Origin of the sequence: Eggerthella sinensis (assembly GCF_003339815.1) — a bacterium.
Classification (GTDB): Bacteria; Actinomycetota; Coriobacteriia; order Coriobacteriales; family Eggerthellaceae; genus Eggerthella; species Eggerthella sinensis.
This window is the reverse complement of record NZ_PPTT01000003.1, coordinates 60,052-76,926: the sequence shown is the minus strand read 5'-3', so window position 1 is coordinate 76,926 and position 16,875 is coordinate 60,052. Positions and strand designations below refer to the sequence as shown.

The window sequence follows — 16,875 nt, the reverse complement described above, 5'->3', positions numbered from 1 at the left end:
TCCGATGGGACGACGCGGCACGGAAGCGCGCCGGCCGTGAGGGCATCGCAGGCGACGCGTTCCGTCGAGCAAGGGGAAGGGAGCATCATGGAAAACGACATGAACCTGGACGAAGGGCTGGCACGCGGGCGATCGTATCTCTCGCGCCGCAGCTTCCTCAAAGGCGGCGCCGCGAGCGTCGCCGTGTTCGCTGCCGCGGGCATGTTCGGCTGCGCTCCGCAGGCGTCCACGACCGCGAGCAGCGGTGCGGATGACGCGGGTTCGTCGGCGGCTTCGGGCGGCGGCGAAGGCGGTGCCGGTGGCGCGGGCGGCCCCGGAGGTCCCGGCGGCGGCAACGCGGGTCCGGTCGACCGCACGGCGGCGAAGGAAGCGGCGAAGGCCGAGGGTCGCGTGTTCGGGTACTCGGGTCCGGGCGACTGGCTGGGCGAGGCTCCCAGCGTGACGGCCGACGAGACGGTTGACGCCGACGTGGTGATTGTCGGCCTGGGCCATTCGGGCACGCAGGCGTTCCTCGCGGCATGCGAGACAGTGGCCGAGGCGAACGGCGGCAAGGTGGACGGCAAAGTGGTGGCCGTCGAGAAGCAGCTTGAGAGCGCGATGAGCTGGTATGGCGAGGACTTCGGCTGCTTCAACGCGAAGTTCGTCACCGATCAGGGCTTCGGCACGTGGAACACGGGCGACATCGTGAACGAGTTCGTCACGCGCGGTGGCGGGCGCAACTATCCCGACATCGTGCGCGCCTACGTGGAGAACTCCGGCGCGACGCTCGACCACATGCTGGAAGTGGCCGCGGAAATGGGCATCGACGAGCGTTGCTACACGTACGACAACACGCAGGACGGCTGGGTCATCGTTCAGGCGAATATGGACTACGACAAGATTCAGGCGGGCACCGACATCTACGAGTGCCTGAACAAGACCAACTACCCGCTTACGCCGGGCACCAAAACCTGGGCGGGCGCCGTGCAGTTCATGGGCGAGTACAACGACGAGCCCATTCAGGGCGTCGCCGCGAACTCGGTGCTGCCGAAGGTGAATCAGGCGTGCCTCGACAAGGCCACGTCGTTGGGCGGCACCATCCGCTACGGCAGCACGGCCGTGGTGCTCGTGCAGAACGACAACGGCGACGTGACCGGCGTCATCGTGGAAGAAGAAGGCAAGAACATCCAGATCAACGTCACGAAGGGCGTTGTCCTTGCCGGTGGCGACTACTGCGGCAACCCCGATATGTGCTGGGCGCTGCTGAACGAGTACATGGAGCGCAACGAGCGCGAAGGCGGCTTGAAGGCCGACTTCTACAGCTTCATGGGCGGGCGCGACGGCTCGTCCGTCAAGCTGGGCTGCATGGCCGGCGGCTTCATCGAGCCCGCGCCGCGCGGCTGCATGATCCTCGGCGGCGGCTTGGGCGGCCCGTGGGGCGCGAACGCCATGCTGTGGCTGAACAGCAAGGGCGAGCGCTTCTGCAACGAGGGCAACCTCACCGGCGCGCAGACGGCAAGCGCGCGTCAGGAAGAGGGCTCGGCCTGGCTCGTCACCGATCAGAAGTGGATGAAGAGCGTGTGTGCGTCGGGCGTGGAGCATGGTGGCCCGAACGGCGGGCGTCCGCAGTACTACCAGGACATGCTGGACGGCATGGCCGCCATTCAGCCCGGTGCCGAGGGCGGCGAAGTGAAGAACTGCACCATCGCCGAGCGCGGCTACACCACGGTCATCGCGGCGAACACGCTTGAGGAGCTGGCAGGCTACCTCGAAGTTCCCGCCGACGTGCAGGACACGTGGCTCGAGTCGATCGCCCACTACAACGAGCTGTGTGCGGCGGGCGCCGACGCCGATTACGGCAAGGACAGCTCCGCGATGATTCCCGTTGACGAGCCGCCGTTCTACGGCATCAAGGGCAGCGTGGGCAGCCGCTCGGCGTCGCCTTCCATGGTGACCATGTCGGGCCTGATGACCGACAAGCACCTCAACGTGATGAACGAGGAGTACGCGCCCATCAAGGGCCTGTACGCCTGCGGCAACAGCCTGGGCGGCCGCTACGGCACGGGTTATTCCACGCCGTGCGCCGGCAACTCCATCGGCATGGCGGGCACGCACGGTCGCCTGGCCGGCAAGGAAGTTGCCTCGCAGTAAGGTTCGCCGGAGTACGCAGCGGGCGGGAGGGGAGTATGCTCCTTCCGCCCGCCTTTCGCAAGTTGGATGGCATCGCGCGGGGCGGTGCGGGGAGGAGCCCATGGTGGCGGAAAAGCGAGATCGAATTCTTCAGGCGGTCATGTCGGTGCTGGAGCGCGACTATGCGGGCGCGCCTGAAAAGGCGCCGCTCAACGAGACGAAGCAGTGGCTCACTGCGTTCGGCGAGGCGTGGAAGGGAAATCGGCTCGACGACGAGCTGTTCGCATGCTATCTGACGCAGTACCTCGCGACGCTGCACGATCCCAACCTGTCGCTGCTAGTGAGCGCGGAATGCCCCTATCAGCCTGAGCGCTGCGGGTTCTCGGTGCGCCGGTACGGCGATGAGCTGTACGTGGTCGAGGTGCGCGAGGACGAACGGTTCACGGTGGGCGACGCCATCGTGCTGCTGAACCGCAGCAAGCCCGACGACCATCTGCGCTACGCCATCGGCAACCCGGTGAACGGGGACGATCCTGATCGGCAGCTATGGGACGACCTCGTGTCCCGCTGCGCCCATGTGCTCGTGCGCCATGCGGACGGAAGCGAGGAAGACATGCGCATGAGGCGTTTCCCGCATGCGCACGCGGCCGTCGCGGAACCCGCCGACCCGGTTCGCGTGCAGGACGACGTGACCATCATCGACCTGCGCCGCGCTCCCGCCGTGTTCGACGATGCGACGTACGACCGCATCCTGACCGCCCTGTTCGCGGGGCGCGTCAACGTGGGCGAGGTGCTGGGCGACGAGGTGCAGTACACGAACTACACGGTTGGCAACTGCGCCGTGCGCCGCGCGCAGCTGATGGCCGTGCGGGCGTCGCTCGATCCGGTCGACGCCGGATGGGTGGACGAGGAGCTCGAGCGTCTGGCGTCGCACGAGGGAACGGGTTTCGTGCGCGAAGTTGAGCGCGAGGACTACGAGGTGCAGGGCGAGAACCCCGGCCGACCCGTGCGCTTGCTCACCGACGTGACCACGGGCGCGGCGGGCGAGCGCATCGTGCGGATTGCGCAGGCGGCGCGCAGCAAAGGGCTGGTTGACATGCGCGTGGTGGGCCGCGCGACAAGCGGGGCAATCGACTATGCGAATCCGCTCGCGGTGTCGTTCGACGAGTATTACACCCTCGTGTACCCCATGAGCAAGACGGAGGCCGCGTTCCGCGGCGAAGGCGTGTCGGGGACGGGCATCGCGCCGGATACCCTGGTCCCCTTCACACCGGAAGAGTGCGTCTCGGACGAAGTGCAACGCCGCGCGCTCGAACGCTAAATGCTGAGGTTGCGGCGGTCGAACACCACCACGGCGGCGGCGAACAGGGCCACGGCGCTCGCAGCGAGAGCGACGGCCCCGCCGACGGCCGAGGCATCGCCGGCGGCCAAGCCGTAGTAGTCGAACAGCGTGAGCGGGTTGATGTTCTGCAGGAACTCGAACTTGTCGCCCACTTTCGACACCATTTGCATGAGGAAGAACAGGATGCCCAGGCCGCCGCCCACCCACAGCGCGGCCGTGGCGTTCGAGAACAGGCAGGCCGATAGGAAGCACAGGCCGGCCAGCGCCAGCCACAGCGCCAACAACCCGGCGTTTACCCGTGCCAGGGCCTCGAAATCCAGCTCGCCGGGGAACATCCCCTCGCCAAAACCCACCTCGAGCGCCGTGACCACGGCTATGAGCGCTACGAGCACGGTCACCATCACGCCTACCATGGTCAGCGCGATGCGCGTGCGGCTGTTCGGCGTGGCAAGCAGGTAGGCCATCGCGCCGCGGTCGAGGTAGCGCACCATGAGCTTGTTCACCATGATGAGGATGAGCACGAGGATGAAAATGGTGAGCAGGAAGCCGTACAGGTAGTTCAGCATGAAGTCGATGAGGGTGGTGGCCTGCGTCGACATGCCGAATGCGGCGAATATCTCGGGCATGCTCTGCATCATGAGGTCGAGGCTCTCGCCCAGCTTCGGATCGAACATGCTGATGATCATGCCGATGTACATGGCAAGCACGGCGGCGATGATGCCGCTGACGAACAGGTTGGCGCGCAGCTCCTTCGCGAACAGCGTCTTATTCATGGGAGCCCCCTTTCTCCATCGTGCCGTACAGGTGCATGAACAGCTCCTCGAGCGTTTGCTCGCGCGCGGTCAGGTCGACGATGTCGTAGGCGGCGAGATCCTTCACGAACGCGTCGAAGTTTCCTGCAACGGTAACCTCGACGCTGGCGGCTCCCTGCGGCTGAGGCGACGCGTCGACGTGCGCGCGGGCGTAGCGGTCACGCGCCGCGGCATCGGCGAACGTGATGACGAACACGCGCTTGCGCGACTTCCGCACGTCGTCCATGCGCTCGACGGCGGCAAGCTGGCCCGCGCGGATGAAGGCCACGCGATCGCAGGTGCGTTCCACTTCCTCGAACAGGTGCGACGACAGCAGGATGGTGGCCCCGCGTCGCTTCTCCTGCAGCACGAGGTCGATGAAGCGGCTTTGCATGAGCGGGTCGAGGCCGCTCGTGGGCTCGTCGAGCAGGATGATGTCGGGCGAGGTCATGAACGCGCATACGAGGCCCACCTTCTGCTTCGTGCCCTTTGACATCTTGCGGATGCGCCGTGCGGGGTCGAGCTCGAAGTACTCCACCAGCTCGTTCATGCGCGTGCGGTCGCGCAGCTTCTTCATGCGGGCCATGAATTCCAGGAACGCCGCGCCGGTCATCTCGTCCATGCAGGCGATCTCGCCCGGCAGGTAGCCCAGATGCTCCTGAATGCGAGCGCGCTGACTGAAGCAGTTCAGACCGTTGATCTGCACCGTTCCCTCGTCGGGCCGGATGAAGCCCATGAGGTTGCGCATGGTCACGGTTTTGCCGGCGCCGTTCGGGCCCAGGAAGCCGAACACTTCGCCGCCCTCGACGGCAAACGACACGCCGAACACGCCGCGCCCGCTTCCGTAATCTTTCTTGAGCCCCCGGATTTCGATGACGGGGCTATGCTCGAGGTCACTCGGGTGACTCATCGGTACTCCTCCTTGTACGCATAGGCTTTCAGCATTTCGCACCAGCGGTACATTTCGTCCATCATGTCGTCGATGTCGATGCGCTGATGAAGCGCGCGCTGTTGGTGCAGGTAGCCGTCGGCCATCCAAATGAGCAGGTTGAGCACGTACTTCGGGTCAACGTCGTCGCGGAACCGGTCAAACCGCACGTTTTTGAAGTACGTCGAGAACATCAGATCGATCTGGCGCTGCGTCCAGCCGTCCATCGTTTCCTTGATGTCCTTGTGCTCCGGGTAGTAGGCCCGGATCGAGAATTCCAGCAGGTAGGGGAACTTGACGAGCACCTTGCGCTTGCTTTCGGACGCGTAGACGAGCAGGTCGAAGAAGTCGTCGATCTCGTAGAACGCGTCGTCCACCACGAGGTCGGACACCTTCTCCATGAGGCGTTCCATGAGGTAGAGGTAGAGTTCCTTCTTGTTCTTGAAGTAGAAGAACAGCAACCCCTTCGAGATGCCCGCCTTGCGCGCGATGGTTTCGGTCGAGGCGCTCTTGTAGTCGTTGCGTCCGAACGCCTCCACCGCGGCGTTGACGATGGCCTCCTGACGTTCGTCGGGCAGGTTCTCGAATTTCTCGAACTTCTCGTGCCGATTGTCCACGGGGCCTCCCCTCGTCCGGCTGGTAGGGCCTCGTTGACCGGCCGGTCAACGAGTTGAGGATCATCCTATACCGTTGACTATTTTTTAGAAGGGGTCGGAAGAAGATTTTTCCGGCGCGTGGGGCCCGGCGCGCCGCCCGCGCGCTAGCGGGCGTAGACGGTGCGCTTGCGGGTGACGAGGCGGTCGACGAACTCGGTGGCGGGCGCGCGCAGGATCTCGCACGGCTCCGCGAACTGCACAGCGCGGCCGGCTTCCATGACGAGCACCTTGTCGCCGAGGTCGAGCGCTTCGTCGATGTCGTGCGTCACGAACAGCACGGTGATGCCCGTTTGGCGGTGGATGCGCTTGATCTCGTCCTGCAAGGTGCCGCGCGTGATGGCGTCGACGGCGCTGAACGGCTCGTCGGCAAGCAGGATGTCGGGGCTTGCGGCAAGCGCGCGGGCGATACCGACGCGCTGCGCCTGCCCGCCCGACAGCTCGGCGGGGTAGCGGTCCATGATGTCGCGCGGCAGCTCGATGATATCCATCCACTTTTTCACGGCCTCGGCGGTGCGGGCCTTGTCGCCGCTGTTCAGCAGCGTGGGAACGTACGCGATGTTCTGCTCCACCGTGAGGTGCGGGAACAGCACGCTGCCTTGGATGGCGTAGCCGATGTTGCGGCGCAGCTCGATGGGGTCGACGCTCGACGTGGCGTGCCCGTGCACGAGCACCTGTCCCTCGTCGGGCATCACCAGCGCGTTCACCATTTTCAGCAGCGTCGTCTTGCCGCAGCCCGAGCTGCCGATGATGGTGACGAACGTGCCCTCGTCGATGTCGAGGCTCACGTCGTTCACGGCAACGGCGTCGCCGAAGCGCTTGGTCACCTGGTCGAACACGATGGCCGGCGCGGTGCTCTCCGTCATCTACATCAGCCCCTTCTCGGCCAGGAACGCGTCGGCCACGGCTTTCGGCTCCTGCCCCTGCGTCTCCACGGCGTTGTTCATGCGCGCCATGTCGGTGTCGGTGATGGCTCCTTGCAGCTTGAGCAGCTCGTCGCGCAGCTCGGGGTGCTTCTCGAGCGTGTCCTGCCGCACGACGTTGCCGCACAGGTAGGAGGGGTAGAAATGCCGGTCGTCTTCGAGCACGACGAGACGGTCGTCGGCCACCTTTCCGTCGGTGGTGGACACGACGATGGCGTCCACCTTGCCTTCGAACAGCGCCTGGTACTTCAAGCTGATGTCCATGTCGCGCGTGGAGCCGAAATCGATGCCGTACGCGTCCGCAAGGCCGGGGTAGCCGTCCTGCCGGTCGAAGAAATCAGGCTCGGCGCCGAAGCTCAGCTCGCCGGCTACCTGCGCCAGGTCGGAGTACGTGTGCAGGTTGTAGCGCTCGGCCACGTCCTTGCTCACGGCAAGGCCGAACGTGTTGTTGAAGCCGTACATGCCCACCCATTCGAGCCCCAGCTGCGACTCGTATTCCTGCTGCATGGTGTCGAACATGTCCTCCGAGTACGTGTCCTCGTGCTTGAGCACGGCGTTCCAGCCGGTGCCCGTGTACTCGGGATAGAGGTCGAAGTCGCCCTTCTCCATGCCGGGCTCGATGTTCGACGTGCCGCCGCCGATGCCCTGCGTGAGCTCCACGGTGAGGTCGGTGTCGTGTTCGATGAGGGTGTTCAGCATCTCGCCGAGGATGTACTGCTCGGTCATGGGCTTCGTGGCGATGTTCACCACGTTCTCGCCGCCCCCGCGGCTCATGAACGCGAACGCCCCGCCCACCACGAGCACCACGGCCGCGCAGGTGGCCACGACGGGCGCCAGGCGGCGACGCGGCTTGCGGGCGGGTTCGTCGCCGTCGGCTGAGCGGCTGCGGCGCCGTTTGCGCTGCGGCTCGAGGTGGCGGCGCGTGGATTTTTCGGCCAGGCCCAGCAGCAGGTCCACCACGATGGCCAAGAGCGCGATGAGCACGCTGCCCGCCAGGGTCATGGCCGTATTGCCGGTGGTGATGCCGCGATAGATGGCAACGCCAAGGCCGCCCGCGCCGATGAAGCTGGCGATACCGGCGAGCGCGATGGTCATGGTGGCCATGTTGCGGATGCCGCTCATGATGATGGGCGCGGCCAGCGGCAGCTCGATGCGGTACAGCAGCTGCCGGTCGGTGGAGCCCATGCCGCGCGCGGCTTCGATGATGGCGGGGTCGATGGTGGTGAGGCCGGTGTACGTGTTGCGCACCATGGGCAGCAGCGCGTAGATGGTGAGGGCCACGACGGCGGTGAGGTCGCCGATGCCGGTGACGGGAATGAGGAAGCCGAACAGCGCGATGGACGGGATGGTGTACACGAAGTTCACCAGCGCGAGCACGGGTTTCGCCCCGCGCCGCCACGCCGCGATGGCAATGCCCAACGACAGGCCGATGAGGGCCGCAAGGGCAATGGACACGAGCGAAATGCCGATATGCTGAAGCAGTAAGTCGAAAAACCACGCGCGCTTTTCGACGAGCAGGGTGAACATGGATTCAATCACAGGGAGATCCTCGCTTTCGGGCGCGTGCCTCCATTGTAGGGAATTCGCTTCGCTTCTCGACCAAGGAGCGGGTGCGTTGACCAATCGTCACCGGTTGGCGACGCGAAGGCCACCCTGTGGTTTTCGCCGAGTAACTGACCCGTGTTCATTGCGCGCGACGCTTATGCGCTTTATCATAATAAAGAGAGACGTTTTTTCCCATCTGCCATACCCATCAGAGGCCGCACATTCAGGGGCGGTCGACATGTTCGTTTCGGAAGAGGGGCCGCGTGCGCGCGGCAGGAAGGACGCGTCATGAATGAAGAGAAGAAGATCGCGCTGTACGAGAACTTCAAAGCGATCAATTCCATCGATCCCGCAAGCTACGAGCAGTTCGACGTGAAGCGCGGTCTGCGCAACGCCGACGGCACGGGCGTGGTTGCAGGGCTCACCAACATCGCGAACGTGCACGGCTACGTGGTGTCCGATGGCGAAAAGGCCGCTGACGAAGGCATGCTGCGCTATCGCGGCTACGACGTGTACGACCTGCTGGACACGTCGGTTGCCGACCGCCGTTTCAGCTTCGAGGAAGTGGCGTACCTGCTGCTCATGGGCGAGCTGCCCACGCAGGAGCAGCTCGACGGCTTCATCGCCGTGCTCGACGCCGAGCGCGAGCTGCCCGACGGCTTCACCGCTTCCATGATCATGCGCGACACGCCGCCCGACATCATGAACATGCTGCAGCGCACCATCCTGCTGCTGTACGCCTACGACCCGGATGCGGAAGATCGCTCGGCGCACCACGAGATTCACACCGCCATCTCGCTCATCTCGCGTCTGCCCCGCATCATGGTGCTGACGTACTACGCCAAGCAGGCGCGCTACAACAACGGCTCCATGATCATGCACCGCTTCATCCCCGGCCAGTCCACGGCCGAGACCATCCTGTCCATGCTGCGCCCCGACCGTCAGTTCACGCCGGAGGAAGCGCGCATGCTCGACATCATGCTGTGCCTGCACGCCGAGCACGGCGGCGGCAACAACTCCACGTTCACCGCGCGCGTGCTGACCTCCTCCGACACCGATCCGTACTCCACGTACGCCGGTGCCATCGGGTCGCTGAAGGGCTGGAAGCACGGCGGTGCGAACCATCAGGTGCTCGCCATGCAGAAGGAGCTCAAGCAGAACGTGGCCGACTGGTCCGACGAGGGACAGGTGGCCGACTACCTGGCGAAGATCGTGAACAAGGAAGCCTACGACCGCACGGGCCTCGTGTACGGCATGGGCCATGCCGTGTACACGAAGTCCGACCCGCGCGCCATCATCTGCAAGCAGTTCGCCGAGAAGCTGGCGGTGGGCACGGAGTACGAGGCCGAGTTCAACCTGCTCAAGAGCATCGAGCGCCTGGCGCCCGAGGTCATCTTGCGCGAAAAGGGCACGAACAAGGACATGTGCGCGAACATCGACATGTACTCCGGCTTCGTGTATTCGATGATGGGCATCCCCGAGGACCTGTTCACGCCGCTGTTCGCGTGCGCGCGCATGTCCGGCTGGGCGGCGCACCGCTTCGAGGAGATCGTCTCCGGCAAGCGCATCATCCGTCCCGCGTACAAGTCGGTGCGCAGCGGCAAGCGCGACTACGTGCCCATGAGCGAGCGCTAGGTCGTTCGCACAGCATCAGCACCACGTGAATCGAAAGGGGCGCGCATCGAAGCCGATGCGCGCCCCTTCTTTGCACGTACGCACGTTTCACGTGAAACAGAGTGCGTGGCGGGTCGGGGCATGCCGTGCGTTTGGCATCGGTTGCGCAACCGGGGCGTTGCGCGGCGGCGACGGATTGCGTGCTGTGGGCATCGGGCCACTAGACTGGGTTCGTCGCGCGCGTGCGCGACGGACGCGGACGGAAGGCGGTCGGAATGCAGCAGGCAACAGGAGCGGGGGCGGGTGAGACCACGCGCTCGAAGAAGAGCATGATGGTGATGATCCTCGCGTGCTCGTTTCTGGCGTCGTTTGCGCAGACCATGGTGAACATCGCGTTGCCCGACGTGGCCGACCACTTCGGCGTCACGCTGTCGATGGCGAACTGGCTCATCGTGGGGTACACGGTGGTTGCCGCCACGTCCATCACGCTCGAGGCGTTCCTGCTCAACCGGTTCGGGCTGCGCCGGGTGTTCTTCGTGGGCACGGGGGCCATTGCGCTCGGCAGCGCCTTGGCGCTGGTCGCGCCTGACTTCCCCACGCTGGTGGGGTGCCGCCTCGTGCAGGCGGTGGGCACCGGGCTGTTCTACCCGACGGCCACGAGCGTGCTCACCACCATCTCGCCGAAGCGGCTGCTGGGCGTGCGGCTGGCGCTGAACAGCGGCGCCATCGCGGTGGGGTTGGCCGTGGCCCCCGTCGTGTCGGGCCTCGTGCTCACGTTCTTCGGATGGCGCGCCATGTTCGTGGTGCCCTGCGCGCTGGCCGCGGCGTTGATGGCGGTGGGCTTTTCGCGCATGCACGACGTGCGGCCGCGGCAAAGCGAGAAGGTCGACCTGCTGAGCGCCGTGCTCAGCCTGGTGGGGCTCGGCGCGCTCGTGTACGGGCTGGGCGAGATCACGCACGACTTCTTCCCCGCGCTGGCGGGGCTGCTCGTGGGCGCAGCGGTGATCGCGCTGTTCGTGCATCGTCAGCTGAAGCGCGAGAACCCGCTGCTCAACCTGCGCCCGCTTGCGCACCCGCGGTTCACCATCGGCATCGGGCTCAACATGCTGGGCGCCATGGTGTCGTTCTCGCTGAGCGTGCTGCTGCCGCTGTACTACGAGGGCGCGCAGGGGCTCACCGCGTTCTTCGCCGGCGCCCTGCTGCTGGGCCCCGTGCTGGTGAACGCGGGCTTCCTGTTCACGGGCGGCAAGGTGTACGACCGATGGGGCATCTGGCCGCTCGTGCCGGGCGGCTTCGCGCTTGCCGTGGTGGGGCTGACCGGGGTGGTGCTGGCAGCCGGCGGACGCGTGACGTGGGTGGTGGTGCTGGCTTCGGTGGCGGCGTACGCGGGCCTCGGGTTCGTGACGGCACCGTCGAAAACGGCGGGCCTTGCGCAGCTTCCCTCCGAGATGCTGCCGCACGGCGCCGCCATCAATTCGACGTTCGTGCAGATAGCGAACGCGGTGGGCTCGGCGCTGTTCGTGGGCATCCTGTCGTCGGACGTGCTGCACGACACGGCCGCCGGCTTATCGAAGCCCGCAGCCTACGCCGCCGGATTTGCCGACACTATGATGATAGCCATCGGCATAGCCGTGGCCGCGGGAGCGCTCGCGTTTTTCTACGCCCGCGCGCTGCACAAGAAGCGATGAGGGGAATAGCGGCGAAGGGAAATCTGGCGGAGGTGGTAGGATTTGAACCCACGAAGCCTTGCGGCTTAACAGTTTTCAAGACTGCCGCCTTCGACCACTCGGCCACACCTCCGCATAGGTGAATGCGTATCGGGAGAATCGTCGCCGAATGTTTCACGTGAAACATTCGTTCGCACCAAGCTTTTTCGCGGCGCGTTCCCGAACGCATCGGTAGGATACCATATAATAGGCGGCATGATCGACGAAGACTACATGCGCATGGCTATCGACGAGGCGCACCGCGCCGAGGCGCTTGACGAGGTGCCCATCGGCGCCGTTGTCGTGTACGAGCCCATCGACCCCGCAACGCGTCGCCCGTTGGCCGAGCCGCAGGTGATTGCCCGCGCGTGCAACCTGCGCGAGACGACGCGGGACCCCGCGGGGCACGCCGAGTTCATCGCGCTCAAGCAGGCGGCCGAGCACCTGGGCGTGTGGCGCCTGACGGGCTGCACCGTGTACGTGACCTTGGAGCCGTGCATCATGTGCGCGGGCCTCATGCATCAGGCGCGGGTTGATCGCTGCGTGTACGGCGCAGCCGATCCGAAGGCGGGCGCGCTCGGCACGCTGTACAGCGTGAACGCCGACGAGCGCCTCAACCACACGTTCGACGTGACGCCGCGCGTGCTCGACGACGAATGCGCTGCGCTGCTGCGCGATTTCTTTGCCAAGAAGAGGAAGAAACGGGTGAATCCCTCATGACGCAAACGACTCCCCTCCCCGCCGACGCCGACCGCCGCGCCGCGGAGCGCGCCGAGCGTCTTGCGAGCGACGAACACGCCGTGGACATGCTGGCGGTAGCCCGCGTTGCGCAGGGTGTGGACGTGGCCGCCTTCAACACGCCCGCCGCCGTGAAGCTGGTGGCGCCGGCGAAGGTGAACCTGTTCCTGGACATCGGCGCGAAACGCCCGGACGGCTACCATGACGCCATCAGCATCATGCACGCGCTCATGCTGCACGACGTGCTGCGCATGAAGCTGGAACCGGGACGGGGCGAGGGCCTCAGCGTCGAGCTGTCGTGCATCGCGCGCGAGGGGCTCGTGCCGCTCGACGTGCCTGTCGAGCGCAACATCGTCACGAAGGCTGTGCGGTTGCTGGCTGCCGCCGTCGGCCGCACAGGCGATGAGACCCTGGCCGTGTGCGTCGAGAAGCACATCCCCGCCGAAGCCGGTCTGGGCGGCGGCTCGTCCGACGCGGCCGCTGCGCTGCTGGGAGCCGCGCACCTGTGGGGCGTGCCGGCCGACGACCCACGCATCGAGGAAGCGGCACGCAGCCTGGGCGCCGACGTGGCGTTCTTCCTGCACGGCGGCTGCGCGTGCTTCACCGGCGTCGGCGACGTGTTCGCGCACAACCTGCAACCCATGAACACGAACGTGGTGCTGGTGAAACCGGAGGGCGGCGTGTCGACGGCCGCCGCGTACCGTGCGTTCGACGAGCACCCCACCGCGATTCCCGCAGCCGACCGCGACGCGGCTCTCGCTGCCCGCCAGGCGAGCGACGTGCCGCTGTGCAACAACCTCGTGCCCGTTTCCGAGCAGCTGTTGCCCGCGCTCGTGGACATCCGCACGTGGGCGAGCGAGCGCAGCGACGTGGAGCGCGTGCTCATGTCGGGCAGCGGCTCGGCGGTGTTCATGCAGTGTCCCACGTTCGCCGACGCGGGTCGCGTGGCGGCCGAAGCGCGCATGCGCGGCTGGTGGGCGCGCGCCACCACCTTCGGCTCGACGCGCGCAGCCGTCGTCCCGAACCGCTAACCCTCGTCGGGCTCGGCTTCCACGCGCATGCCCCGCTTCGTCAGCACGACGCGGAAGGGGTAGGCCAGCAGCTCGACGCCCAGCACGATGATGTGGTGGTCGATGCTGCCGAACGGGTTCGACACCAAGAGGATGGACACCACGAGGTTGAACACGGCGAATGCCAGAATCAGGATGAACCGTTCGTGCGCGGCGATATGGCGCAGCGTGTCGTCAAACCCGTGCGCCGCCTTCAACAGGCCCAACACGCCCCAGATCACGCCGATGTAGATGATGGAGGCGCTGCCCTGCAGCACGGCCACCACGCCTACCACGCCCATGACGAGCCCGGTGCCAATGCTGTGCTTTCCCGCTTCGAGCTTGCGGGCGCGCACGCCCGCCACCACGCTCGCGATGCCCGACACTGCCATGACGCCGCCCAGCAGGTACGGCAGCGTCAGCACGATGTCGCTGGGGAGCAGCACGCACCCGAGGCCGATGAGCGGCAGCAACAGCAGCGCGACCACCGACACCTTACCGACGTTGCTGCGATGTTTGAACGTTTCTGCGATATGGGAATCGGGCATGGCAACCACGACGGCCTTTCTGCGGGGGCGGGAGCGGAGCGGGAGGTATCCCGAAACCTATCATGCGCGGGAAAAGGACGCCCGAAAGCCCGCGAAGGGTGCGGGAACCGTCAGCCTTCTGAAACATAAGCGTTACGGTTTGGTTTACCGAATGGTTCCATATTCCCTCAAAGGGTTGCGCGATGGTAGAATGCTGTCTACGTAATAGCGAAGGAGCGATATGAGCATTCCATTGATCATCATCCTTGTCATCGTCGTCGTGTTGGTTGTGGCCGTGATCGGGCTGTACAACAACCTCATCAAGCTGCGCAACATGGTGGACAACGCCTGGGCGCAGATTGATGTGCAGTTGCAGCGCCGTCTCGATCTCATTCCGAACCTCGTCGAAACCGTGAAGGGCTACGCGGCTCACGAGAGCGGTACGCTCGAAGAGGTGACGAAGGCGCGCACCGCCGTGATGAACGCCGGCACGCCCGAGGGCAAGATGGAAGCCGACGGCATTCTGACCGGCGCGCTGAAAAACCTGTTCGCCGTTGCCGAGGCCTATCCCGACCTCAAGGCGAACACGAACTTCCAGCAGCTGCAGGCCGAGCTTTCCAACACCGAAGACAAAATCAGCTACATGCGTCAGAGCTTCAACGACACGGTGATGAAGTACAACACCGCAATTCAGACCTTCCCCGCGGTGCTCATCGCCGGCATGATGGGCTTCAAGCAGCGCGACAGCTTCGACGCGACTGCCGGTGCCGAAGTTGCACCGAAGGTGCAGTTCTAAGTAGACTCGACGAACGCCGCCCGAGCCGGGCGGCGTTCGTGTGAAGAAATCTTCCGCGTAGGATTCGCCGCACTTCCCTCGCGTGCGGTCATACGCTCGTATATCGGAGCTGCCTTCATGAACAAGGTTTCATCGCGTAAGCGCGATCGGCTCGGACGTATGCTCGACTCGGGTCCGGTCTATGCAATCGCCGCGCTTATCTTGCTGGTTCTGCTCGCATCGTTCTATGCCGTGCTGCTGGTGAACATGAACGCCATCGACACGAAGACCGAAGACCTCAAGCAACATCCGTACACGGTCACGGTGGCCTCGGGTCGAACCGAGACCTTGCTCATGCAAATTCGCACGCTCGACGATCGGCTGGCGTACACGCGCACGCCCGAAACGGTGGCAAGCGTCAAAACCGACTTCGCCATCATCGATACCGAGCTCAAGGACGCCATCGACATGATAGCGAAGCGCTGTCGCGGCAATACCGAAACGGCGCAAGCGCTCGTCGACGAATACAGCGACCTGCGCATCGAGCAGCAAAAGCTGGTCAGCCTGAGCCTGAGCGATGCGAGCGACGAGACGATCTCGGACTTCCTTGCCTTCAACATCAACCCGCGCATCGACGTGATGGTGGAGCACAACGACGCCATCATGAACAACGCCTCCCAATCGTTCGATCGGCTCTACGATGCCGTTACCGCCACGCGCGTCGATGCCATCACCACCGCAACGGTGCTCATGGCCGCCGTGCTGCTCGCGCTCGTGCTGTTCTTCTTCGTGCTCAGGCGCAAGAACCGCCAGCAAGAAGAGTTGCAGGAAAGCTTGCGTCGCGCCGTCGCCACCGCGCTCGATGCAAGCGAGGCGAAATCGAAGTTCCTGTCGAACGTGTCGCACGATATTCGCACGCCGCTGACGGCCATCATGGGCCTCACCGACATCGCCTACGAGCACGCCGACGACGAGAAGCGGGTACGGGAGAGCTTGGGCAAGGTACAGCTTTCGTCGCACCATCTGTTGAACCTCGTGAACGACGTGCTGGATATGAGCAAGATAGAGAGCGGCCAAATCGACCTGAGCTCGAGGCCGTTCGATATTCGCTCGGTGGTGGAAACGCTCACGTCCATCGTGCGGCCGCAGGCCGATACGAAGCACCTCACGTTCGCGGTCTCGCGCGTCGAGGTGGCGGACGGCCTGGTGATGGGCGACGAGATGCGCGTGAGCCAGGTGCTTATCAACCTGCTGGGCAACGCGGTGAAGTACACCGAGCCGGACGGTCTGGTGAATTTCGAGGTGGAGGAGCTCACGTCCGAAGAGCGCGAGCGCTTCATCGACGAGCACGGCTTGCCCTCCTCCGCGATGGACGAGAACGGCAGCGAGCGCCCCGTGCGCCTCATCCGCTTCATCGTGGAGGACGACGGCATCGGCATGTCGAAGGAATTCATGTCGCGCGTGTTCGACCCGTTCGAGCGCGAAGACGTTCCGACGCGTCTGTCGGTTGAGGGAACGGGCCTCGGCATGGCCATCGTGAAGAACCTCGCCGATCTCATGGGCGGCACCATAACCGTGCGAAGCCAATGCGGAAAGGGCTCCTGCTTCACGCTCATCCTGCCGTTCGTCGCATGCGAGGGCGAGGAATGCGAAGAGCAGCTTGCCGAAACGATGATGACCGAGCACCTCGCCTCCGACGAGCCGGTTGAAACCTGCTCGTGGTCGCACGTGCACGCGCTGCTTGCGGAGGATAACGAGATCATCGGCGAGATTGCCGAAGAGATGATCACGTCGACGGGCGCAACGGTGGAGCGCGCGTGGAACGGCATTGAGGCGCTCGAACTGCTGGAAGGCGAGCCCGAGGACCGTTTCGACCTCATCTTCATGGATATTCAGATGCCGGGTATGGACGGGCTGGAAGCGGCGCGCGCCATCGTGGAGCGGTATGCAAAGGCGGGACGGAAGCGCCCGCCCATCATCGCCACCACGGCGAACGCCTACGTGGAAGACCGCCAGCGCGCGTTCGAGGCGGGCATGGACGGTTTCGCGGTGAAACCCATCGGCATCAGCGAGGTGTGCCACCTGTTCCAGACGTTTGTGGAGCGACCGGGCGACGAATAGGTTGCCCGTTGAGTTGTTGTCGTACTGGTGGGCGCGGGTCTGGTATGATGCCGA

The 16,875-nt window shown here is 65.0% G+C and carries 14 protein-coding genes and 1 tRNA gene; 8 read left to right on the top strand and 7 right to left on the bottom strand.

Features of this window, described 5'->3' with window-relative positions; all coding sequences use genetic code 11:
- Positions 1-87 precede the first annotated feature (87 nt).
- Both C1876_RS02240 and C1876_RS02235 read left to right on the top strand, forming a co-directional pair.
- Complete coding sequence (locus C1876_RS02240) at positions 88-2,130, top strand: FAD-binding protein (RefSeq protein ID WP_114545106.1); 2,043 nt, start codon at positions 88-90, stop codon at positions 2,128-2,130.
- Between the two features lie 103 nt (positions 2,131-2,233).
- Positions 2,234-3,430, top strand: coding sequence for a S41 family peptidase (locus C1876_RS02235; protein ID WP_148707936.1), 1,197 nt, complete (start codon positions 2,234-2,236; stop codon positions 3,428-3,430).
- Here the strand turns inward: C1876_RS02235 and C1876_RS02230 are convergent.
- The 5 genes from C1876_RS02230 to C1876_RS02210 all read right to left on the bottom strand — a co-directional run bounded on the left by C1876_RS02230 (position 3,427) and on the right by C1876_RS02210 (position 8,285).
- Entirely contained in the window at positions 3,427-4,224 is a 798-nt protein-coding gene (locus C1876_RS02230) for an efflux permease Rv1217c-related protein (RefSeq protein WP_114545104.1), read from the bottom strand. The genes C1876_RS02235 and C1876_RS02230 overlap by 4 nt on opposite strands.
- Positions 4,217-5,152: an ABC transporter ATP-binding protein gene (locus C1876_RS02225; RefSeq protein ID WP_114545103.1), complete on the bottom strand. Its 936-nt coding sequence runs from the start codon at positions 5,150-5,152 to the stop codon at positions 4,217-4,219. Before C1876_RS02225 ends, C1876_RS02230 begins: the two co-directional genes overlap by 8 nt.
- Positions 5,149-5,787, bottom strand: a complete 639-nt coding sequence (locus tag C1876_RS02220; protein WP_114545102.1) for a TetR/AcrR family transcriptional regulator — start codon at positions 5,785-5,787, stop codon at positions 5,149-5,151. Before C1876_RS02220 ends, C1876_RS02225 begins: the two co-directional genes overlap by 4 nt.
- A 143-nt stretch (positions 5,788-5,930) precedes the next feature.
- Positions 5,931-6,689 carry an ATP-binding cassette domain-containing protein gene (locus C1876_RS02215; protein WP_114545101.1) on the bottom strand — a complete coding sequence of 253 codons (759 nt, stop codon included), beginning with the start codon at positions 6,687-6,689 and terminating at the stop codon, positions 5,931-5,933.
- On the bottom strand, positions 6,690-8,285 hold the full coding sequence (locus tag C1876_RS02210) for an ABC transporter permease/substrate-binding protein (RefSeq protein ID WP_244909994.1): 1,596 nt from the start codon (positions 8,283-8,285) through the stop codon (positions 6,690-6,692). It lies immediately after the preceding gene.
- A gap of 294 nt (positions 8,286-8,579) precedes the next feature.
- On the opposite strand from C1876_RS02210, the gene C1876_RS02205 reads away from it, so the two are divergent.
- Together C1876_RS02205 and C1876_RS02200 are read left to right on the top strand one after the other, a co-directional pair.
- A complete protein-coding gene (locus tag C1876_RS02205) occupies positions 8,580-9,926 on the top strand; it encodes a citrate/2-methylcitrate synthase (protein WP_114545100.1) in 1,347 nt (448 codons plus the stop codon).
- A gap of 254 nt (positions 9,927-10,180) precedes the next feature.
- Positions 10,181-11,593, top strand: coding sequence for an MFS transporter (locus tag C1876_RS02200; RefSeq protein WP_114545099.1), 1,413 nt, complete (start codon positions 10,181-10,183; stop codon positions 11,591-11,593).
- 24 nt (positions 11,594-11,617) lie between these two features.
- Here the strand turns inward: C1876_RS02200 and C1876_RS02195 are convergent.
- A tRNA-Ser gene (locus C1876_RS02195) sits at positions 11,618-11,705 on the bottom strand.
- Between the two features lie 122 nt (positions 11,706-11,827).
- Between C1876_RS02195 and C1876_RS02190 the strand changes: the two genes are divergently transcribed.
- A complete protein-coding gene (locus C1876_RS02190; protein WP_114545098.1) occupies positions 11,828-12,331 on the top strand; it encodes a nucleoside deaminase in 504 nt (167 codons plus the stop codon).
- A complete protein-coding gene (gene ispE / locus C1876_RS02185; protein ID WP_114545097.1) occupies positions 12,328-13,380 on the top strand; it encodes a 4-(cytidine 5'-diphospho)-2-C-methyl-D-erythritol kinase in 1,053 nt (350 codons plus the stop codon). Before C1876_RS02190 ends, ispE begins: the two co-directional genes overlap by 4 nt.
- On the opposite strand, the gene C1876_RS02180 is transcribed toward ispE, so the two are convergent.
- Positions 13,377-13,946, bottom strand: coding sequence for a DUF308 domain-containing protein (locus tag C1876_RS02180; protein WP_114545203.1), 570 nt, complete (start codon positions 13,944-13,946; stop codon positions 13,377-13,379). The two genes, ispE and C1876_RS02180, sit on opposite strands and share 4 nt — an antisense overlap.
- Positions 13,947-14,166: 220 nt before the next feature.
- Here C1876_RS02180 and C1876_RS02175 point away from each other — a divergent pair, with 220 nt between their 5' ends.
- Both C1876_RS02175 and C1876_RS02170 read left to right on the top strand, forming a co-directional pair.
- Complete coding sequence (locus tag C1876_RS02175; protein WP_114545096.1) at positions 14,167-14,721, top strand: LemA family protein; 555 nt, start codon at positions 14,167-14,169, stop codon at positions 14,719-14,721.
- 117 nt (positions 14,722-14,838) lie between these two features.
- Entirely contained in the window at positions 14,839-16,821 is a 1,983-nt protein-coding gene (locus C1876_RS02170) for a hybrid sensor histidine kinase/response regulator (RefSeq protein ID WP_114545095.1), read from the top strand.
- Positions 16,822-16,875 lie beyond the last annotated feature (54 nt).